The organism is Escherichia sp. MOD1-EC5433 (assembly GCF_002966005.1).
Lineage (GTDB): Bacteria > Pseudomonadota > Gammaproteobacteria > Enterobacterales > Enterobacteriaceae > Escherichia > Escherichia ruysiae.
Genome location: NZ_PTRL01000002.1, coordinates 128,932 through 148,176, shown reverse-complemented (window position 1 = coordinate 148,176; position 19,245 = coordinate 128,932). Strand labels below are relative to the sequence as shown.

The following is a 19,245-nucleotide window of genomic DNA, read 5'->3' as shown; positions in this document are numbered from 1 at the left end:
TGCCCCACTATGACCTGCATAGCCAATAAGAAGATAGCAGTGACACAAATAACCGGTGCAGCCACTACTCAGAGGCATTATATAATCATATTCATGCCACTATATAACCTGTAAATAAGAACAATTATTCATTGATTGTATTAACATCAGTATATTCCTTTACACAGGAATAAACCCTTTTATTTAACAAACAAAGAGAGTTAATGATGAGTAAAATTACAGGCGTTTTAGTTGACAACCATATCTATGATATTAACAATGATATGAAGAATGGTTACCATTTTCCTAACTGCTTGTTTCCAGGCGCCACCTTTAAGATGGTTATTGATAATGACCCAGTTAATAATGGCAAAGTAAAATGGAGCTGTAGCACTGATGCAGACAATAATGTTCTGGCGGTGAGTCAGGATGGCACAGTGACTTTTCCTGACGTTGACGAAAAGTGTATTGGGAAGATTTTTGCTATTTTCGCCACTGATAAATCAACGAACAAATCTGCCGGTATTTATATTTTTACTGTTAAGCGTTTTTTTAAATACAGTATTGAAACTTATGATTCAGTTCAAAAGGTTTTACCGTGGGTTGAAAGCATGAACGGAGAATTTCCTGAAGCGCATGATATCGATAGTTACGATTATGATGATGATTATGCAACACATATTATCAAGCGAGAAGTTAACGCAGGACTTTACCAGGAATGGGGTAATGTAGCTAATAGTGGATGGAACACAATTAATGAGGACTCCGGTTTGTGTGGCATTTACGCCTTTAATGAAGATAATAATTCTTATTATTATCTGTGCAATGATGGGTTCAGACAGAAATTTGGGGCCGGTTACCATGCTCAGGCAGTCGCATCCTACGGTGAATCGATCAACTGATTGTGCTTTTTGTCCACTATCATTTGTATTATTACAGCGTAAACATTCACTGAAATTATAAAATTAAACTTACGCATAACCACCCGTTCAGCGGGTGGTTCTCATTTTATCAGCGATGTGTACGAAGGTTAAAAATAAACAAACTTAATATTTCATTTTTATTTTTCTATAAACTATCAACTCTCGATATCAAATACCCACCTATACCGCCAATACCCGTTTCATCACAAAATGCTGGCGGCATTTCTCACCGAAAACTTTATTGCTACTGTTCAAAACGCAAATGTGGTAACCACCTGCTCCACTTGCCAAAAAAAATTTACCCGCAGTATAAAAAAGCAGCCCGTATAAACATACGGGCTGCCATATTTCACTCGATTCAAAAGAAATTATTTTTAATGTGGTGCACTTCGTGACAATAAGTTAATTACCAACACTCCGGCACAAATCAACATCATGCCTATAATGGCTGGCAGATCCAACCGTTGGCCGAAAAATCCCCAGGAAAGTAAACTAATCAGGACAATACCGACTCCTGACCAGATAGCATAAGCAATCCCTGTAGGAATATAAGCCAGCGTCTGAGCTAATAACCAGAATGATGCACAGTAACAAATAATTGTACCAACAGAGGGCCATAACCGTGTAAAACCCTCTGAAAACTTCATTAAGGTTGTACCAATGACCTCTGCAAGTATTGCGCCACCAAGATAAATATAAGGGTTCATAGCATATTCTTTCCTGTTAATACCGGAGCGAATTGTACTACAGTTTGAACTTAACTCACCGGATTCATTCTGGTGCATTCATTGATGTTCTTCATCAGTGCTTCAGGAAATGGGCGGATGGGAATCCATAGAAATGGTGCATAGATATACTCACCTTGCACCTAATCATTTGACGAAGCACGCAAGGAAAACAGACGACATCTTTGGGATGATGCCCCACTGTGAAATTATGGAGGAAATAAAGAAGGCGTAACTAATTGAATTTTAATGGCGCGCCCTGCAGGATTCGAACCTGCGGCCCACGACTTAGAAGGTCGTTGCTCTATCCAACTGAGCTAAGGGCGCATTGATACCACAATGTGTGTGTAGTCGCGTGAATTATACGGTCAACCCTTGCTGAGTCAATGGCTTTTGAACCGGTTGCTGAACAAGTGTACGACCGCATCTGATTTACCTCGCTACAGCGGCAAACCAACGACGGTTATCATTATCGCCAGGTACAGAAGGTTTTACTTTTCAGAAAACGAAAACTGACAGCGCGCCCCGCTTCTGACAAAATAGACGCATCCCCTTCGACCTACGTAACAGATGGAATCCTCTCTCTGATGGCAGCAAAGATTATTGACGGTAAAACGATTGCGCAGCAGGTGCGCTCTGAAGTTGCTCAAAAAGTTCAGGCGCGCGTTGCGGCCGGACTGCGAGCGCCAGGACTGGCCGTTGTGCTGGTGGGTAGCAACCCTGCATCGCAAATTTATGTCGCAAGCAAACGCAAGGCTTGTGAAGAAGTCGGGTTCGTCTCCCGCTCCTATGACCTCCCGGAAACCACCACTGAAGCAGAACTGCTTGAGCTTATCGATGCACTGAACGCCGACAACACCATTGACGGCATTCTGGTGCAGTTGCCGCTTCCGGCGGGAATTGACTACATCAAAGTGCTGGAACGTATTCACCCGGACAAAGACGTAGACGGTTTCCATCCTTATAACGTCGGTCGTCTGTGCCAGCGCGCGCCGCGTCTGCGTCCTTGCACTCCGCGCGGTATCGTCACGCTGCTTGAGCGTTACAACATTGATACCTTTGGTCTTAATGCTGTGGTGATTGGCGCATCAAATATCGTCGGTCGCCCGATGAGCATGGAACTGCTGCTGGCAGGTTGCACCACCACCGTGACTCACCGCTTCACCAAAAATCTGCGTCATCACGTAGAAAATGCCGATCTGTTGATCGTTGCCGTCGGCAAGCCGGGCTTTATTCCAGGTGACTGGATCAAAGAAGGCGCAATTGTGATTGATGTCGGCATCAACCGTCTGGAAAATGGCAAAGTTGTGGGCGACGTAGTGTTTGAAGAAGCGGCTAAGCGCGCTTCTTACATTACGCCCGTTCCCGGCGGCGTTGGCCCGATGACGGTTGCCACGCTGATTGAAAACACGCTACAGGCGTGCGTTGAATATCATGATCCACAGGGTGAGTAACATGGCGACATTTTCTTTAGGTAAACATCCGCACGTTGAGCTGTGCGACTTGCTGAAACTGGAAGGCTGGAGCGAAAGCGGCGCGCAGGCGAAAATCGTGATCGCCGAAGGTCAGGTGAAAGTCGACGGCGCGGTTGAAACGCGCAAACGTTGCAAAATCGTCGCCGGTCAGACAGTGAGTTTTGCAGGTCACAGCGTACAGGTTGTTGCCTGATCCCACTTCGGCCTGCCCGTATGCAGGCCGATTCTCTTTTCAGACCTTTGCCCTCTTCGACGCTTTCATCCATGCTGATAGCGTCGATATTTTGCCGAAGCGACCATCATGCCAACCGTTATTACGCACGCCGCCGTTCCCCTTTGCATTGGTTTAGGGTTGGGTTCGAAAGTCATCCCTCCGCGCCTATTATTTGCCGGAATCGTCCTGGCGATGCTGCCTGATGCCGACGTATTGTCGTTTAAATTTGGCGTTGCTTACGGCAATGTTTTTGGTCATCGCGGATTTACCCATTCGCTGGTATTTGCGTTTGTTGTCCCGTTGCTATGCGTACTTATTGGGCGTCGATGGTTCAGGGCTGGGATGATGCGCTGCTGGCTATTTTTAACCGTCTCGTTGCTATCGCACAGCTTGCTGGATTCGGTAACCACTGGCGGTAAAGGGGTTGGTTGGCTGTGGCCGTGGTCAGATGAACGCTTTTTCGCTCCCTGGCAGGTGATTAAAGTCGCGCCGTTTGCATTGTCTCGTTACACCACGCCGTACGGGCATCAGGTGATTATTTCTGAATTGATGTGGGTGTAGTTGCCGGGAATGGTGCTGATGGGAATGCTGTGGTGGCGCAGGCGATAACCGGATGCGAGAACTCGCATCCGGCAATAGAGTAATTACTTACGACGCCAGGTGGTTCCTTGCGGACCATCTTCCAGCACGATCCCCATCTCGTTAAGACGGTCACGCGCCGCATCTGCTGCCGCCCAGTCTTTCGCTTTACGGGCATCCAGACGCTGTTGAATTAACGCTTCAATCTCAGCCACTTCGCTGTCGTCTGCCTGCGCGCCGCTTTGCAGGAACGCTTCCGGTTCTTGCTCCAGCAGACCCAGCACGGCAGAAAGTTTACGCAGATGAGACGCCATTGCGTTCGCCGCTGCCATATCTTCTGCTTTCAGGCGGTTCACTTCACGCGCCATATCAAACAGCACGGAATAGGCTTCCGGGGTGTTGAAATCGTCGTCCATCGCCTCAATAAAGCGCGCTTCAAACGCTTCGCCACCGGCAGGTGCAACAGTTTTGTCTGTGCCGCGCAGCGCAGTGTAGAGACGCTCCAGCGCCGCACGCGCCTGCTTCAGGTTCTCTTCGCTGTAGTTCAACTGGCTGCGATAGTGACCGGACATTAAGAAGTAACGCACGGTTTCCGCGTCGTAGTATTTCAGCACATCGCGCACAGTGAAGAAGTTACCCAGCGATTTCGACATCTTCTCGCGGTCAACCATCACCATGCCGGAGTGCATCCAGTAGTTTACATACTGACCATCATGCGCACAGGTGGACTGGGCAATTTCGTTCTCGTGGTGCGGGAACATCAGGTCAGAACCGCCGCCATGGATATCAAAGTGGTTACCCAGCTGCTTGCAGTTCATTGCCGAACATTCAATGTGCCAGCCTGGACGACCCGCGCCCCACGGAGACGGCCAGCTCGGTTCGCCCTCTTTCGACATCTTCCACAGAACGAAGTCCATCGGGTTGCGTTTGTCGTCGACCACGTCAACGCGCGCCCCTGCCTGCAACTGGTCGAGATCCTGACGCGACAGCACGCCATAAGTCGGATCGGTCGGTACGTCGAACATCACGTCGCCGTTGTCCGCCACATAAGCGTGACCTTTGGCGATCAGTTGTTCAGTGAGTTCAATAATTTCTGCGATATGGTGCGTCGCGCGCGGCTCCATATCCGGGCGCAGAATGTTCAAAGCATCAAAATCTTTGTGCATTTCGGCGATCATGCGATCCACCAGCGCCACAAAGCTTTCGCCATTTTCATTGGCGCGTTTGATGATTTTATCGTCGATATCGGTAATGTTGCGCACATACTTCAGCTTGTAGCCGAGGAAACGCAGGTAGCGTGCAACCACGTCAAAGGCAACAAAGGTACGTCCGTGACCGATATGACAGAGGTCGTAAACGGTGATTCCACACACGTACATGCCGACTTCCCCGGCGTGAATAGGCTTAAATTCCTCTTTTTGGCGTGTCAGAGTATTGAAGATTTTTAGCATCGAAGATTCCGTTTAGACATGTGTGGGTAATTGAGTTGCGTATAATACCCATATTTCCCGCGCGATTCAGCATACATTGCGAGATGATCCGATCGTGCGGTTATGCTATAACACCACCCTATATATGACCCGAACCGGGTTGAAGCACCAATCAAACGGAACAGGATGCAAAAATGGTTACTTTCCACACCAATCACGGCGATATTGTCATCAAAACTTTTGACGATAAAGCACCTGAAACAGTTAAAAACTTCCTGGACTACTGCCGCGAAGGTTTTTACAACAACACCATTTTCCACCGTGTTATCAACGGTTTTATGATTCAGGGCGGCGGTTTTGAACCGGGCATGAAACAAAAAGCCACCAAAGAACCGATCAAAAACGAAGCCAACAACGGCCTGAAAAATACCCGTGGTACGCTGGCAATGGCCCGTACTCAGGCTCCGCACTCTGCAACTGCACAGTTCTTCATCAACGTGGTTGATAACGACTTCCTGAACTTTTCTGGCGAAAGCCTGCAAGGTTGGGGCTACTGCGTGTTTGCTGAAGTGGTTGAAGGCATGGACGTGGTAGACAAAATCAAAGGTGTTGCAACCGGTCGTAGCGGTATGCACCAGGACGTGCCAAAAGAAGACGTCATCATTGAAAGCGTGACCGTTAGCGAGTAATCGTGGCGACACTCTTTATTGCAGATCTTCATCTCTGCGTGGAAGAACCGGCGATCACCGCCGGTTTTCTGCGTTTTTTAGCGGGGGAAGCCCGCAAGGCCGACGCGCTGTATATTCTTGGCGATCTGTTTGAAGCGTGGATTGGCGACGACGATCCCAACCCACTCCATCGCCAGATGGCGGCAGCAATCAAAGCGGTATCCGATTCCGGCGTTCCCTGTTATTTCATTCATGGCAACCGTGATTTTCTGCTCGGCAAACGCTTTGCCCGTGAAAGCGGCATGACGTTATTGCCGCAAGAAAAGGTGCTCGAACTTTATGGTCGTCGGGTGCTGATTATGCATGGCGACACGCTGTGCACCGATGATGCGGGTTATCAGGCTTTTCGCGCCAAAGTCCACAAACCGTGGCTGCAAACACTGTTCCTCACCCTGCCGTTGTTTGTACGCAAACGCATTGCCGCGCGAATGCGAGCGAACAGCAAAGAAGCCAACAGCAGCAAATCGCTGGCGATCATGGACGTTAACCAAAACGCGGTGGTCAGTGCGATGGAAAAGCGTCAGGTGCAATGGCTGATCCACGGGCATACGCATCGCCCGGCGGTGCATGAATTCATCGCCAATCAGCAACCTGCTTTCCGCGTCGTGCTGGGTGCCTGGCATACCGAAGGTTCGATGGTGAAAGTCACGGCGGATGACGTTGAGCTAATCCATTTCCCGTTTTAATAACGCACAAGTTTGCTGATTCCACAGCCACGCAACCGTTTTCCTTGCTCTCTTTCCGTGCTATTCTCTGTGCCCTCTAAAGCCGAGAGTTGTGCACCACAGGAGTTTTTAGACGCATGTCTTCCCGCAATAATCCGGCGCGTGTCGCCATCGTGATGGGGTCCAAAAGCGACTGGGCTACCATGCAGTTCGCCGCCGAAATCTTCGAAATCCTGAATGTCCCGCACCACGTTGAAGTGGTTTCTGCTCACCGCACCCCCGATAAACTGTTCAGCTTCGCCGAAAGCGCCGAAGAAAGCGGTTATCAGGTGATTATTGCGGGCGCAGGCGGCGCAGCGCATCTGCCAGGCATGATTGCCGCCAAAACGCTGGTGCCAGTGCTGGGCGTGCCAGTACAGAGCGCCGCACTGAGCGGTGTCGATAGCCTCTACTCCATCGTACAAATGCCGCGTGGCATTCCGGTGGGTACGCTGGCGATTGGTAAAGCGGGCGCGGCAAACGCGGCGTTACTGGCAGCACAAATTCTTGCGACTCACGATAAAGAACTACACCAGCGTCTGAATGACTGGCGCAAAGCTCAGACCGACGAAGTGCTGGAAAACCCGGACCCGCGAGGTGCGGCATGAAACAGGTTTGCGTCCTCGGTAACGGGCAGTTAGGCCGTATGCTGCGTCAGGCAGGCGAACCGTTAGGCATTGCTGTCTGGCCGGTCGGGCTGGACGCTGAACCTGCGGCGGTGCCTTTTCAACAAAGCGTGATTACCGCTGAGATCGAACGCTGGCCGGAAACTGCATTAACCCGCGAGCTGGCGCGCCATCCGGCCTTTGTGAACCGCGATGTGTTCCCGATTATTGCCGACCGTCTGACTCAGAAGCAGCTTTTCGACAAGCTCCACCTGCCGACCGCACCGTGGCAATTACTTGCTAATCGCAGCGAGTGGCCTGCGGTGTTTGATCGTTTAGGTGAGCTGGCGATTGTTAAGCGCCGCACTGGTGGCTATGACGGACGCGGTCAATGGCGTTTACGCGCCGATGAAACCGAACAGTTACCGGCTGAATGCTACGGCGAATGTATTGTCGAGCAAGGCATTAACTTCTCTGGTGAAGTGTCGCTGGTTGGCGCGCGTGGCTTTGACGGCAGCACAGTGTTTTATCCGCTGACGCATAACCTGCATCAGGACGGTATTTTGCGCACCAGCGTCGCTTTTCCGCAGGCCAATGCGCAGCAGCAAGCGCAAGCCGAAGAGATGCTGTCGGCGATTATGCAGGAGCTGGGCTATGTGGGCGTGATGGCGATGGAGTGTTTTGTCACCCCGCAAGGTCTGTTGATCAACGAACTGGCACCGCGTGTGCATAACAGCGGTCACTGGACGCAAAACGGCGCCAGCATCAGCCAGTTTGAGCTGCATCTGCGGGCGATTACCGATCTGCCGTTACCGCAACCGGTAGTGAATAGTCCGTCGGTGATGATCAACCTGATTGGTAGCGATGTGAATTATGACTGGCTGAAACTGCCGCTGGTGCATCTGCACTGGTACGACAAAGAAGTCCGTCCGGGGCGTAAAGTGGGCCATCTGAATTTAACTGACAGCGACACATCGCGTCTGACCGCGACGCTGGAAGCATTAATTCCGCTGCTGCCGCCGGAGTATGCCAGCGGCGTGATTTGGGCGCAGAGCAAGTTCAGTTAATCAGGTACTCATTTTCTTGCCGGATGCGGCGTGAACGCCTTATCCGACCTGCGGAAGCGGTGATATTTCCAGGTCGGATAATCAGCGTCGCATCAGGCACAAATGTCTACTGCCTACGACTACAGCGAAATACAGGTCCCCGCCTCGCCCGCCAGCGTCTCTTCAATTCGCGATAACGCCCCAATCCACGCGGGTTTGCCACGGCTTCTGACATAACCACTCACCGCTGTCACCTTCGGCCCCATCGAACCATCGGCTTTGGCAAATGACGCTAACTCATCCGGTGTGGCACGGCGAATGGAGCGTTGCTGCGGCGTTCCCCAGTTTTCATATACCGCATCGGCATCGGTCAGGATCACCAGTCCATCGGCATTAATCTGCTCGGCGAGCAACGCAGCGGCGAGATCTTTATCAATTACCGCTTCACTCCCTGCCCCGTCTTCCGTCACAGGCACACCACCGCCGCCACTGCAAATCACCACATGCCCCTCTTTGAGCAACAACTCGATGGCTTCGCTGTCGAGAATTTTACGCGGTTGCGGAGACGCCACCACCCGGCGTAAATATTTACCATCACGTTTCATCTGCCAGCCGTAAGCCGCTTCCAGTGCCTTTTGTTCTTCTGGCTGATAAACCGGACCGATAAACTTCTCTGGCTGCAAAAACGCCGGATCATCCGGCGAAACCTCAATGCGCGTCAACACCGTCGTCACAGGCGGCATTTGCGGCTGCGCGCGCAAACTTTGCGCCAGCATATAGCCAATCATCCCCTGACTTTCCGCCACCAGCACATCCAGCGGATACGGCGCCACCTCTTTCCATGTCAGATTCTGTAACGCCAGCAGCCCCACCTGCGGCCCGTTGCCGTGAACAATCGCCAGCCGATAATTACGTGCCAGACGCGCCAGCGCGGGTACAGCACTGGCGATATTGCGATATTGATTTTCTGCCGTCAGCGCCTCACCGCGCTGGAGTAAGGCGTTGCCCCCAAGAGCTACAACCAGAGTTTTCATGGTTTTCCTTGTAATAATTGTTGACCAAGCCAGAATCCCAGCAATGTATCTGCCCCTGACGTATGCCCCAGCGCCAACAGCGAATCAATCGCTGCAGCGGTACGTTGAGGGCGTTCCAGAGCATGAACAAAGTGCAGGAGTGGCGAGGAAAAATATCCTTGTGCGGCGTAGCGCAAATAACTGACGCTCACCGCTGTGGTAACGAGTTGAAGATTGTCGGAACAGGAAAAAAACGGGCGACCGGAGCGCAAATCTAAAGCGCCATAATACCAGGCCGCCAGTAGCATTCCCGTCAGCGTGTCATCATGACTCGGCGTTAATCCGGGGCCTTTACCCAGCCAGTGCCGCCAGTCAGTCTTAACGCCATTGAGCGTGGTCTGAAAACAGTGGCGAAACTGGCGTAATTCAGCGGGCAGCGGATCGCTTACCGCCATCGCCAGTGGTCCAAAAAGCCCGGTTTCCTCCGCACGTTGCATCCATGCAACTGCAAGCGGTTGAGGATGCGCAGGCGGCGTAATACGCAGCAAACAATAACGCTGTGGCTGTTTAACCGTGAAACGCCCGAGGCGAATCCCTTGAGCCACAACCTGCGGTTGTTCATTGCCGCCTAACTCGCCGCGTAACGCATCGAATTGCTCGCTGCGAAGCACCCATCCTCCGGGGCCAAAACCACTTCCCTGACGATGCAGCGTTAACAGTTCGCCGCTTTCCGTCATCAGGTTAATCGCCCGTCGCCACACTCCCGCTAACCGCCAGCACTGGCGATAATTCGGTGCGCTACGGCTGGCAAGCAGAGGATGGATGATCGTCATTGCACGTTCCTCAACCAATCCCCATGCTTTCAGCCAGTGCTTCCAGCGCCTGTTCAAAGCACGCCAGCGGCGCCCGCACGGTACCTGCACCAATCTGCCCGATCCCCGCTTCTTTATGGGCGATACCGGTATTGATAAGCGGCGTAATACCCGTTTCTACCACGCGCCGAATGTCCAGTCCCAGGCACGCGCCCTGAAAATCCCAGCCGGGGATCTGCAACTGCATATTGCGCTCAAGGAAGATTTCCGCCATCTCTTCAGAAACTGTCCTGGCAGCCTCCATACCACCCGCACCGACAAAGCGCGTTACGCCAGGTGCGGCGATCATTGCGGCTCCGCCAATACCAAAGGTTTCGGTAATCGCGCTATCGCCCATATCCGGGTTCGCCTGCTCCTGCGAGAAGCCGGTGAAAAACAGTCCCTGCGGGGTATTTACCGGCGCAGTAAACCAGCGGTCACCCAGCCCACTCACCCGAATCCCGAACATATTGCCGTTGCGGGTCATAGCCGTAACGATGCTGCCTGCGCGGATCATCGCGCCAGCATCCATCGCCGCCTTGCAGTAAGCCATCGCGAGGTTGAGGAAGAACTGATCGGTCACGCTGAGGAAATCCATCACTTCGGCGATGTGCTGTTTATCATGATCGAGTCGGGCTATTTGTGGGGCCAGCGCACGCATTAACAATGCTGAGGAAGCAATATTGCGTTGATGGAACTCATCGCCCATCGTAATGCCCTGCGCCATCATCGCGGTGAGATCGATACCGCGCTCCATGCGCCCCAGCGCCGCACTTAATACTGGCATTAACACATCGCGCATCCAGCGATGGCGAGTCAGGACATCTTCGCCGTAAGCGCCAAAACGCATCACTTTGCCGATACCTTCGTTGAGGTTGCAGTACGCCCGGTTGCCGTCGGTCACGTTCTCGACCACCAGCATCGGCATACTGGCAGAAGTAATGCCGCCCATTGGCCCGACGGCATTCACATGGTGACAAGGAATGAAGTTCACTTCCCCTTGTTCAAGCATTGCCAGCGCCTGCGCTTCATCTTTCGCCCAGCCTTCAAACAGACATGCCCCTACACACGCCCCTTTCATGGGGCCAGTCATCTCCTGCCAGCGCATCGGCGACCCGGCGTGAAGCAGTGTTTTGCCCTGATTCAATTCGCTAATGAGTGAAGATGCCGGTTGCACATCCAGCCAGTGTGGACGAGCGCGACGAATTTGTTCGATAACCGCAGCATTGGCTTGCGCCACTGATGTAAACATAGGAACCCCTTATTGCAAACGTTCTAATAAACGAGCCAGTTTTTTATTGCCGCCAGCGACTGGCGCCCATTGGTAATGCACGACCGGTTTGCTGGCGCCTTGTAGTTCCAGCGCAAAACTGCGTAATCCGGCATTAATCACGGCGACGTTTTCCAGTAATGACGGTGTGTGTTGCTGTGTGGCAGGCGAAAGCGGATGAATCATTGCCGCCGCCAGCAAGGTGGCTTCCGGCAGCGAACTCACTACCGCAATCCCCGCATCTTCCAGCGTGGCAATTTGTTGCGAGCGGCATTGCGGGTCACGTTCAGTGCCTGTTACCGTGGCAATGGCGTACAGCGGTTGGTTGTCTGAACGCGCAGCACAGGCTTTCTGCCAGGCGCTTACCAGCGAGGCAGCAGGATCGGCGGTGGCGCCGAAGCCAATCACTACATCAAGCAGCAACACGCGCACGTGTGGTTTAGCGCCAAGCTCAGCAATTAATTGGTTGCGTAAGGTCGGGTCGATCATCGGATGGGGACGCCCGACGGTGTAGAAATCATCGCCCAGGTCAATGATCTGGTGACCATCAGCGTCCAGCATTATGCCGTGATGATGGGTATCGTCGGCTGCCACGCCAAGGTGCCCGGCAAGTAATCCCGCCGCTTCGGCGGCCAGCGTACCGCCGGTATACAAACCGCAAATAAATCCGCTGCTGACAGGCGCTATTGCGTTACGTCGCGCCGTGACGCGTGAAAGCAGGCAAGCCAGGCGTGCGGCTTCATCCAGCGAGGAGGCAAACCAGACATGCTCGTCGCGAGCCACCGCCGGGGTATAACCTAAAAACAGCGCCACCGTCGGTTTGCCAGTTGCTTTCATGGCATTAACAATTTTCAGACGCACAGCTTCGGCAGGTGGTTTTGAAACAAATGCCAGCACCTCGCTTTTCGCATCGGCGCTTAACATTTCCAGCGCCGTTAGCGCACTGATGCCGCCCACTTCACGGCTGAGGTCGCGCCCGCCAAGACCAATCGCGTGAGTAATTCCCTCACCTGCCAGCGCAATCTGTGAGCACAGCTCCTGAATCCCGGTACCGGAAGCGCCAATGACGCCAATGTTGCCTTCCGGCATCACGTTAGCAAAAGCCAGCGGCGTGGCGGCAATCATCGACGTACCGCAGTCCGGCCCCATCACCAGCAAGCCTTTATCGCGTGCGCGGGTTTTGAGTTGGATTTCATCTTCCAGCGTGACGTTATCGGAGAACATCATCACGTTGAGGTTGCGATCCAGCGCCTGATTCGCCAGCTCTGCCGCGTACTCGCCAGCCACTGAAATCAGCGCCAGATTGGCATCGGGTAATTTCTGACAGGCACTGTCCCAGCGACGCACCTGCGTCAACGCCTGGCTGCTGCCTGTTCCCTGTGCCAGCTGTTTTAGCGCCTCTTCAAGCTGCTGCATAATCGCCTGCGCGATCCCCGCATCCGCCGCTTCGCTACGAATTGCCACGCAAATATCGTTCGGCGTGGCGTTATTAAAATCGTCATGCCAGAAACCTGTGGTATCTAATAACGCTTTATTGGCGGGCGTACCCATCATTACGGAAACATCATCAACATTTTCTGATTCGCTGAGTTTTCGTGAAATAATCATTAAACTGACCGAATCCTGAAAACACCCTTTTTTAATAAAGGCGTGGATCATAACAACTCCTTAAAAATTGCACCCATGGCAATTGCACGAGCAGTGTTAATGTGGCGATTACGGTATCGATGGACGGTGACAAATAAGGTGATGAATATCACACGGAGATTATTAGAAAAAGAATTCAAATAACTACCAGACTATTACTCATTATTTTTTAATAAGCGTGGTTGTTTTAAAAATCAGGTTAAAAGAAGGAAGATTATCAAATAAATTCTAACTATATTTTTTTGCCTGTCTGGATCACATAATCCAGATATTTTCCCTGTATGTTAATTGCAGTCATGCTTCACACCGTCGTTAAAAAGGAAGACAGATGAAAATCAGTCGGGAAACACTCCACCAGCTAATCGAGAATAAACTCTGCCAGGCTGGATTAAAACGTGAGCACGCTGCAACCGTGGCTGAAGTATTGGTTTATGCCGATGCCAGAGGGATCCACTCTCATGGCGCGGTACGCGTGGAATACTACGCAGAACGCATTTCAAAAGGCGGCACCAACCGCGAACCGGAGTTCCGTCTGGAAGAAACGGGGCCGTGTTCGGCAATTTTACATGCCGACAATGCCGCCGGGCAGGTCGCCGCGAAAATGGGTATGGAACATGCCATTAAAACAGCACAACAAAATGGTGTTGCGGTGGTCGGCATCAGCCGGATGGGCCACAGCGGCGCTATCTCTTACTTTGTGCAGCAGGCAGCCCGTGCCGGATTGATTGGCATTTCAATGTGCCAGTCCGATCCAATGGTGGTGCCGTTTGGCGGCGCGGAAATTTACTACGGCACTAACCCGCTGGCCTTTGCTGCGCCGGGAGAAGGTGACGAGATCCTTACCTTTGATATGGCGACTACCGTACAGGCGTGGGGGAAAGTACTCGACGCCCGCTCGCGCAATATGTCTATCCCGGATACCTGGGCGGTCGATAAAAACGGTGCACCAACAACCGATCCGTTCGCGGTACATGCTCTGCTCCCCGCAGCCGGGCCGAAAGGGTATGGCCTGATGATGATGATTGACGTCCTCTCAGGCGTGTTACTCGGCTTACCGTTCGGGCGACAGGTTAGTTCGATGTATGACGATTTACACGCCGGGCGTAATTTGGGGCAATTACATATAGTTATTAATCCGAACTTTTTCTCCTCCAGCGAATTATTCCGTCAACATCTTAGCCAGACCATGCGCGAATTAAATGCCATTACCCCCGCGCCCGGTTTTAACCAGGTTTATTATCCCGGACAGGATCAGGATATTAAACAACGCAAAGCCGCCGTCGAAGGCATCGAAATTGTTGATGATATTTACCAGTATTTAATTTCCGACGCGCTTTATAACACGTCATACGAAACGAAAAATCCCTTTGCGCAATAATTATTGAGACAGGACTTTCCTATGATTACACATTTTCGTCAAGCTATAGAAGAAACGCTGCCCTGGCTTTCCTCTTTTGGCGCTGACCCAACCGGCGGTATGACCCGTTTACTTTATTCGCCGGAATGGCTGGAAACCCAGCAGCAATTTAAAAAAAGAATGGCAGCAAGTGGGCTGGAAACACGTTTCGATGAAGTGGGGAATTTATACGGTCGCCTGAGCGGCAGCGAATATCCACAGGAAGTGGTTCTGAGCGGTTCGCATATCGATACCGTAGTTAACGGCGGTAACCTCGACGGGCAATTTGGCGCGCTGGCGGCGTGGCTGGCAATTGACTGGCTGATAACGCAATACGGCGCGCCGCTACGTACTGTCGAGGTGGTGGCGATGGCGGAAGAAGAAGGCAGCCGCTTCCCGTATGTCTTCTGGGGCAGTAAAAATATTTTTGGTCTGGCGAATCCCGACGACGTGCGGAATATCTGTGATGCCAAAGGAAATGGTTTTGTCGATGCGATGAAAGCTTGCGGATTTACTCTGCCAAACGCCCCACTAACTCCGCGTCAGGATATTAATGCCTTTGTCGAACTGCATATCGAACAGGGCTGTGTACTGGAAAGTAATGGTCAGTCAATTGGCGTGGTTAATGCTATTGTCGGGCAGCGCCGCTATACGGTGACGCTGAACGGCGAATCAAACCATGCAGGCACCACGCCGATGGGCTATCGTCGTGATACGGTTTACGCTTTCAGTCGCATTTGCCATCAATCGGTTGAAAAAGCGAAAAAGATGGGCGACCCACTGGTGCTGACCTTTGGCAAAGTGGAGCCGCGCCCAAATACGGTTAACGTAGTGCCGGGTAAAACCACGTTCACCATTGATTGTCGCCATACTGACGCTGCCGTGCTGCGCGATTTCACCCAACAGTTAGAAAACGACATGCGGGCGATTTGCGATGAAATGGACATTGGTATTGATATCGATTTATGGATGGACGAAGAACCGGTGCCGATGAACAAAGAGCTGGTCGCCACCCTGACGGAACTGTGTGAAACAGAAAAACTGAACTATCGGGTGATGCACAGTGGTGCCGGGCACGACGCGCAAATTTTCGCGCTTCGCGTACCAACCTGCATGATTTTTATCCCCAGCATTAACGGAATCAGCCATAACCCGGCGGAACGCACCAATATTAACGACCTTGCCGAAGGGGTCAAAACGTTGGCACTCATGCTTTATCAACTTGCCTGGCAGAAATAAGGAGTTATAAATGGGATATTTAAATAACGTCACCGGTTACCGCGATGATTTACTGGCTAACCGCGCGATTGTGAAACACGGTAATTTCGCGCTGTTAACGCCAGACGGCCTGGTAAAAAATATTATTCCGGGATTTGAGAATTGTGACGCGACAATCCTGTCCACGCCAAAGCTGGGCGCTACGTTTGTCGATTATCTGGTGACGCTGCATCAAAATGGCGGTAATCAGCAGGGATTCGGCGGTGAAGGAATTGAAACGTTCCTGTATGTCATTTCTGGAAATATCACTGCCGAAGCCGAAGGAAAAACATTTGCCTTAAGCGAAGGGGGTTATCTTTATTGCCCACCAGGCTCCTTAATGACGTTTGTTAATGCCCAGGCCGAAGACAGCCAAATCTTTTTATATAAGCGCCGCTATGTTCCGGTAGAAGGTCATGCGCCGTGGCTGGTTTCTGGCAATGCCAGCGAACTGGAACGCATTCATTATGAAGGCATGGACGATGTTATTCTGCTGGATTTTCTGCCCAAAGAGTTAGGTTTTGATATGAACATGCATATCCTCTCTTTTGCGCCAGGTGCCAGCCATGGTTATATCGAAACACATGTTCAGGAACACGGTGCCTATATTCTTTCCGGTCAGGGGGTTTATAACCTCGACAATAACTGGATCCCGGTGAAAAAAGGCGATTACATCTTTATGGGCGCTTATTCTTTACAGGCTGGTTATGGCGTAGGGCGTGGTGAAGCGTTCAGCTATATTTACTCGAAAGATTGCAACCGCGACGTAGAGATTTAAGTCATACCGCTCGCCTGATTATTTTTAGCTATGTTGGATTTTGCCACGGTTTATACCGTGGCTTTTTTTGCGATAAATTCAGGTAAAAAAAGATGCGAAATAAATCGCATCCGCTTTAAAGGTAAGAATCAGAGTTTAATTCCCTGACCTATTTTAATGGCGCAGGCAATATTACGCGCGCAGTTGAAGAGATTGGCTTCACCACTGGCGAGCACTTCGGCTAAAGGTGCCAGACGCGGCAGAATGCTGAATACCGCGTCGATACCGTACTGGTGCACCACTTCCACGCCATCACCCAATACGCCAGCAATCCCAATCACCGGTACATTAAACTGCTTCGCCACCGACGCCACGCCCAGCGGCGCTTTACCGCCTGCCGTTTGTGAATCAATGCGCCCTTCCCCGGTGATCACCAGTGCCGCTCCCTGCACCGCCTGCTCCAGGTTGACCGCCCGCAGTACAATCTCAATACCCGGTTTAATATCCGCATTGAGGAACACCGCCGCCGCAATACCCATACCGCCCGCTGCGCCGCCGCCCGCCATCTGACAGACATTGATTTCCGTTTGCTGCTGCAAAACACGGGCGAAATTTTGCAGCCCCTGCTCCAGCTCTTCGACCATTTCCGGCGTTGCCCCTTTTTGCGGACCAAACACCGCCGCCGCGCCGCGTGCCCCTACCAGCGGGTTATCGACATCGCACGCCACTTCAATATGGCAGCTCGCCAGACGCGGATCGCATTCCTCCATCTCAATGCTTGCCACTCGCGCTAAATTGCCACCGTTTGCCGCCAGCGCCTGACCGTCGGCATCAATGAAACGCACACCGAGCGCCTGCGCCATGCCCATACCGCCGTCCACCGTCGCGCTGCCACCAATGCCGAGAATAATATGGCGAATGCCGCTATCGAGCGCATGGCGAATCAGCTCGCCGGTGCCATAACTTGACGCCAGCAACGGATTACGCTGTTCGGGCGCGACCAGCATCAGGCCACTTGCCGCCGCCATCTCAATCACCGCCGTTTTCCCGTCGCCGGTAAGACCATAAAAAGCATTCACTTTTTCGCCCATCGGCCCACAGACTTCAAGCGTCACGATGTTGCCGCCCGTCGCGGCGACCATCGCATCCACCGTACCTTCGCCGCCATCCGCTATCGGCAAACAGATATATTGCGCATCGGGAAAGAGGGTCGAAAACCCGGCTTTAATTGCCTGACAACATTTTTCTGCACTTAAGCTCTCTTTAAACGAGTCTGGCGCAATGACAATTTTCATTATCAATCCTTTTTTCAACAAATTATTTGATGCGTTCCCACGGAATAAGATTATCCATAAGAACAGCCAGTAAAATTCCGACCAGTAAGCCGTTACTGAGCAGAGGACGAAGCGTTAATGGAAGGTCCTGCAGATACACAGGCGGTAATGCCATTAAAAATATGCCAACAAATAACGGCAATGCGAGTCGATAAATATTGCGAGCGGTAAAGGTTATTTGCTGACTAAACACCAGCGCGGAAAAGAGTAAAGGTAGATAAGAAACCAGCATGACCGCGCTACTCACCGGTAAAGGGATACTACAAAACAGTCGCGTGAGTGCCGGAACCAGCGCCACCAGCAGGCAAATAACGCTGCCATAAATAAACGAACGCCGCGTGTAATCGCCGGTCTGGGTTAATAAACCAATGGATGAAACAAACGGTGAAAATGGAATTACCGCCAGCGGCACGGTTATCAGCGTCATAAATCCGGTCGCCACAAAGCTGCGCCGATAACGCGTATTTCCAGCGCCCTGTTGCGGATAAAAAACATCCGTACCGCGAATCGCACCGTAGGTATTGCTGATATTCACAAGCCCGGTAATCACCGCCGTCAGAATAATCCCCGGCGACAAAGCACCGCCACTGCCGAGCGGAAACCACTGCCAGTGCAATTCCCCGGAAAGCGAGTGCGAGGATGGAAAGCAAAAGTACCACAACAACCAGCCGGTTATTGTACCGACCAGCAGGCCATAACGGGCAAAACGTTGCGGCAGGAAGATAATCATCGCCAGCACCAGGCACATCACCGCCACCGCGAGCGCGAATGGCGCAAGCTGAATTTTAAAATTCGGGTCGGCAATGCCAAATGGCAGCCCAAGCATCCCCTTAAAAAAGATACTGGTCAGCTGTGCGCCCAGCATCAGCATAAACAGCACCATCACCGTCGGAGTAAATAACCGCGCCAGGCGATGACCTAATCCACTAAGTCCAATCAATATCGTCAGTACGCCGGAAATCGCAATGCCCACCGCCAGACTGGTGGCGATATCGTTGACAGGCGTTCCGCGCGATGCTTCGCCAAGAGTGATAGTGAGGATGGTTCCCCACCACAGGCCGCCCGGCCCTTCCATAATAGCGCGACGATGACCGCAGAACGCCTGGGCGAAGCAGGCCAGCGCAGTAGCAAGAAAAGCATATTGGGTGAGCGTAAGCAGACTACTTTGCGGCAACTGAAAAGCCGAAAGCAGCGTAGGAGGAACCACAACCGTGTTGCAAAAAATAAAGAAAAACCACTGAAATCCTGATAACAGGCTTTCGCGGCTGACTGCAAAATTGAACATAAACACACCTTAACCGGAGAATGCCCG

The 19,245-nt window shown here is 52.0% G+C and carries 19 protein-coding genes, 1 tRNA gene and 1 pseudogene; 12 read left to right on the top strand and 9 right to left on the bottom strand.

Going from position 1 to position 19,245, the window contains the following annotated elements; translation table 11 throughout:
* Window positions 1-203: 203 nt before the first annotated feature.
* Window positions 204-881 (top strand): hypothetical protein, encoded by a 678-nt coding sequence (locus C3D30_RS05165; RefSeq protein ID WP_105286562.1) that lies wholly within the window; start codon window positions 204-206, stop codon window positions 879-881.
* 395 nt (window positions 882-1,276) lie between these two features.
* On the opposite strand, the gene emrE is transcribed toward C3D30_RS05165, so the two are convergent.
* The gene (gene emrE, locus C3D30_RS05160) at window positions 1,277-1,609 is read right to left on the bottom strand and encodes a multidrug efflux SMR transporter EmrE (protein ID WP_001070440.1); all 333 of its coding nucleotides are present in this window, start codon (window positions 1,607-1,609) and stop codon (window positions 1,277-1,279) included.
* 94 nt (window positions 1,610-1,703) lie between these two features.
* On the opposite strand from emrE, the pseudogene C3D30_RS05155 reads away from it, so the two are divergent.
* A pseudogene (locus C3D30_RS05155) lies at window positions 1,704-1,862 on the top strand (integrase); the annotation flags it as partial.
* A gap of 15 nt (window positions 1,863-1,877) precedes the next feature.
* On the opposite strand, the gene C3D30_RS05150 reads toward C3D30_RS05155, so the two are convergent.
* Window positions 1,878-1,954 (bottom strand) — tRNA-Arg (locus C3D30_RS05150).
* 260 nt (window positions 1,955-2,214) lie between these two features.
* On the opposite strand from C3D30_RS05150, the gene folD reads away from it, so the two are divergent.
* From folD to C3D30_RS05135, 3 genes are all read left to right on the top strand, one after another.
* Complete coding sequence (gene folD, locus C3D30_RS05145) at window positions 2,215-3,081, top strand: bifunctional methylenetetrahydrofolate dehydrogenase/methenyltetrahydrofolate cyclohydrolase FolD (protein WP_000729175.1); 867 nt, start codon at window positions 2,215-2,217, stop codon at window positions 3,079-3,081.
* Between the two features lies 1 nt (window position 3,082).
* Complete coding sequence (ybcJ, locus tag C3D30_RS05140) at window positions 3,083-3,295, top strand: ribosome-associated protein YbcJ (RefSeq protein WP_000190295.1); 213 nt, start codon at window positions 3,083-3,085, stop codon at window positions 3,293-3,295.
* A gap of 108 nt (window positions 3,296-3,403) precedes the next feature.
* Window positions 3,404-3,877 carry a metal-dependent hydrolase gene (locus tag C3D30_RS05135; RefSeq protein ID WP_105286561.1) on the top strand — a complete coding sequence of 158 codons (474 nt, stop codon included), beginning with the start codon at window positions 3,404-3,406 and terminating at the stop codon, window positions 3,875-3,877.
* Between the two features lie 83 nt (window positions 3,878-3,960).
* On the opposite strand, the gene cysS is transcribed toward C3D30_RS05135, so the two are convergent.
* A complete protein-coding gene (gene cysS / locus C3D30_RS05130; protein ID WP_000912345.1) occupies window positions 3,961-5,346 on the bottom strand; it encodes a cysteine--tRNA ligase in 1,386 nt (461 codons plus the stop codon).
* A gap of 173 nt (window positions 5,347-5,519) precedes the next feature.
* Between cysS and ppiB the strand changes: the two genes are divergently transcribed.
* The 4 genes from ppiB to purK all read left to right on the top strand — a co-directional run bounded on the left by ppiB (window position 5,520) and on the right by purK (window position 8,429).
* Window positions 5,520-6,014: a peptidylprolyl isomerase B gene (gene ppiB / locus C3D30_RS05125; protein ID WP_000256002.1), complete on the top strand. Its 495-nt coding sequence runs from the start codon at window positions 5,520-5,522 to the stop codon at window positions 6,012-6,014.
* Window positions 6,015-6,016: 2 nt separating this feature from the next.
* Complete coding sequence (lpxH, locus tag C3D30_RS05120) at window positions 6,017-6,739, top strand: UDP-2,3-diacylglucosamine diphosphatase (RefSeq protein ID WP_105286560.1); 723 nt, start codon at window positions 6,017-6,019, stop codon at window positions 6,737-6,739.
* A gap of 116 nt (window positions 6,740-6,855) precedes the next feature.
* Entirely contained in the window at window positions 6,856-7,365 is a 510-nt protein-coding gene (purE, locus tag C3D30_RS05110; protein ID WP_010349513.1) for a 5-(carboxyamino)imidazole ribonucleotide mutase, read from the top strand.
* Window positions 7,362-8,429, top strand: coding sequence for a 5-(carboxyamino)imidazole ribonucleotide synthase (purK, locus tag C3D30_RS05105; RefSeq protein ID WP_105286559.1), 1,068 nt, complete (start codon window positions 7,362-7,364; stop codon window positions 8,427-8,429). Before purE ends, purK begins: the two co-directional genes overlap by 4 nt.
* Window positions 8,430-8,548: 119 nt before the next feature.
* Here the strand turns inward: purK and C3D30_RS05100 are convergent, their stop codons facing one another.
* From C3D30_RS05100 to C3D30_RS05085, 4 genes are read right to left on the bottom strand one after another with little or no spacing between them, the layout of a single operon-like run.
* Window positions 8,549-9,442, bottom strand: coding sequence for a carbamate kinase (locus C3D30_RS05100; protein ID WP_105286558.1), 894 nt, complete (start codon window positions 9,440-9,442; stop codon window positions 8,549-8,551).
* Window positions 9,439-10,254: an oxamate carbamoyltransferase subunit AllH family protein gene (locus C3D30_RS05095; protein ID WP_105286557.1), complete on the bottom strand. Its 816-nt coding sequence runs from the start codon at window positions 10,252-10,254 to the stop codon at window positions 9,439-9,441. The genes C3D30_RS05100 and C3D30_RS05095 overlap by 4 nt, the downstream gene beginning before the upstream one ends.
* 10 nt (window positions 10,255-10,264) lie before the next feature.
* On the bottom strand, window positions 10,265-11,524 hold the full coding sequence (locus C3D30_RS05090; RefSeq protein WP_105286556.1) for a YlbE family protein: 1,260 nt from the start codon (window positions 11,522-11,524) through the stop codon (window positions 10,265-10,267).
* A gap of 9 nt (window positions 11,525-11,533) precedes the next feature.
* Window positions 11,534-13,201 carry an acyl-CoA synthetase FdrA gene (locus C3D30_RS05085; RefSeq protein WP_105286555.1) on the bottom strand — a complete coding sequence of 556 codons (1,668 nt, stop codon included), beginning with the start codon at window positions 13,199-13,201 and terminating at the stop codon, window positions 11,534-11,536.
* Between the two features lie 316 nt (window positions 13,202-13,517).
* Here C3D30_RS05085 and allD point away from each other — a divergent pair, with 316 nt between their 5' ends.
* From allD to allE, 3 genes are read left to right on the top strand one after another with little or no spacing between them, the layout of a single operon-like run.
* Window positions 13,518-14,567 carry an ureidoglycolate dehydrogenase gene (allD, locus tag C3D30_RS05080; RefSeq protein WP_000703911.1) on the top strand — a complete coding sequence of 350 codons (1,050 nt, stop codon included), beginning with the start codon at window positions 13,518-13,520 and terminating at the stop codon, window positions 14,565-14,567.
* Between the two features lie 21 nt (window positions 14,568-14,588).
* Window positions 14,589-15,824, top strand: coding sequence for an allantoate deiminase (allC, locus tag C3D30_RS05075; RefSeq protein ID WP_105286554.1), 1,236 nt, complete (start codon window positions 14,589-14,591; stop codon window positions 15,822-15,824).
* 10 nt (window positions 15,825-15,834) lie between these two features.
* A complete protein-coding gene (allE, locus tag C3D30_RS05070; protein WP_000540971.1) occupies window positions 15,835-16,620 on the top strand; it encodes a (S)-ureidoglycine aminohydrolase in 786 nt (261 codons plus the stop codon).
* Window positions 16,621-16,748: 128 nt separating this feature from the next.
* On the opposite strand, the gene glxK is transcribed toward allE, so the two are convergent.
* Window positions 16,749-17,894 (bottom strand): glycerate 3-kinase, encoded by a 1,146-nt coding sequence (gene glxK, locus C3D30_RS05065; protein WP_105286553.1) that lies wholly within the window; start codon window positions 17,892-17,894, stop codon window positions 16,749-16,751.
* Between the two features lie 22 nt (window positions 17,895-17,916).
* Window positions 17,917-19,218, bottom strand: a complete 1,302-nt coding sequence (locus C3D30_RS05060; RefSeq protein ID WP_021550375.1) for a uracil/xanthine transporter — start codon at window positions 19,216-19,218, stop codon at window positions 17,917-17,919.
* Window positions 19,219-19,245 lie beyond the last annotated feature (27 nt).

What these genes read in the sequence shown, in the direction of transcription:
- C3D30_RS05060 (WP_021550375.1), bottom strand. Translation starts at nt 19,218, where the DNA reads ATGTTCAATTTTGCAGTCAGCCGCGAAAGCCTGTTATCAGGATTTCAG.
- ppiB (WP_000256002.1), top strand. Translation starts at nt 5,520, where the DNA reads ATGGTTACTTTCCACACCAATCACGGCGATATTGTCATCAAAACTTTT.
- glxK (WP_105286553.1), bottom strand. Translation starts at nt 17,894, where the DNA reads ATGAAAATTGTCATTGCGCCAGACTCGTTTAAAGAGAGCTTAAGTGCA.
- ybcJ (WP_000190295.1), top strand. Translation starts at nt 3,083, where the DNA reads ATGGCGACATTTTCTTTAGGTAAACATCCGCACGTTGAGCTGTGCGAC.
- C3D30_RS05090 (WP_105286556.1), bottom strand. Translation starts at nt 11,524, where the DNA reads ATGTTTACATCAGTGGCGCAAGCCAATGCTGCGGTTATCGAACAAATT.
- purK (WP_105286559.1), top strand. Translation starts at nt 7,362, where the DNA reads ATGAAACAGGTTTGCGTCCTCGGTAACGGGCAGTTAGGCCGTATGCTG.
- allE (WP_000540971.1), top strand. Translation starts at nt 15,835, where the DNA reads ATGGGATATTTAAATAACGTCACCGGTTACCGCGATGATTTACTGGCT.
- allD (WP_000703911.1), top strand. Translation starts at nt 13,518, where the DNA reads ATGAAAATCAGTCGGGAAACACTCCACCAGCTAATCGAGAATAAACTC.
- C3D30_RS05100 (WP_105286558.1), bottom strand. Translation starts at nt 9,442, where the DNA reads ATGAAAACTCTGGTTGTAGCTCTTGGGGGCAACGCCTTACTCCAGCGC.
- emrE (WP_001070440.1), bottom strand. Translation starts at nt 1,609, where the DNA reads ATGAACCCTTATATTTATCTTGGTGGCGCAATACTTGCAGAGGTCATT.
- C3D30_RS05135 (WP_105286561.1), top strand. Translation starts at nt 3,404, where the DNA reads ATGCCAACCGTTATTACGCACGCCGCCGTTCCCCTTTGCATTGGTTTA.
- folD (WP_000729175.1), top strand. Translation starts at nt 2,215, where the DNA reads ATGGCAGCAAAGATTATTGACGGTAAAACGATTGCGCAGCAGGTGCGC.
- C3D30_RS05085 (WP_105286555.1), bottom strand. Translation starts at nt 13,201, where the DNA reads ATGATCCACGCCTTTATTAAAAAAGGGTGTTTTCAGGATTCGGTCAGT.
- purE (WP_010349513.1), top strand. Translation starts at nt 6,856, where the DNA reads ATGTCTTCCCGCAATAATCCGGCGCGTGTCGCCATCGTGATGGGGTCC.
- cysS (WP_000912345.1), bottom strand. Translation starts at nt 5,346, where the DNA reads ATGCTAAAAATCTTCAATACTCTGACACGCCAAAAAGAGGAATTTAAG.
- allC (WP_105286554.1), top strand. Translation starts at nt 14,589, where the DNA reads ATGATTACACATTTTCGTCAAGCTATAGAAGAAACGCTGCCCTGGCTT.
- C3D30_RS05095 (WP_105286557.1), bottom strand. Translation starts at nt 10,254, where the DNA reads ATGACGATCATCCATCCTCTGCTTGCCAGCCGTAGCGCACCGAATTAT.
- C3D30_RS05165 (WP_105286562.1), top strand. Translation starts at nt 204, where the DNA reads ATGATGAGTAAAATTACAGGCGTTTTAGTTGACAACCATATCTATGAT.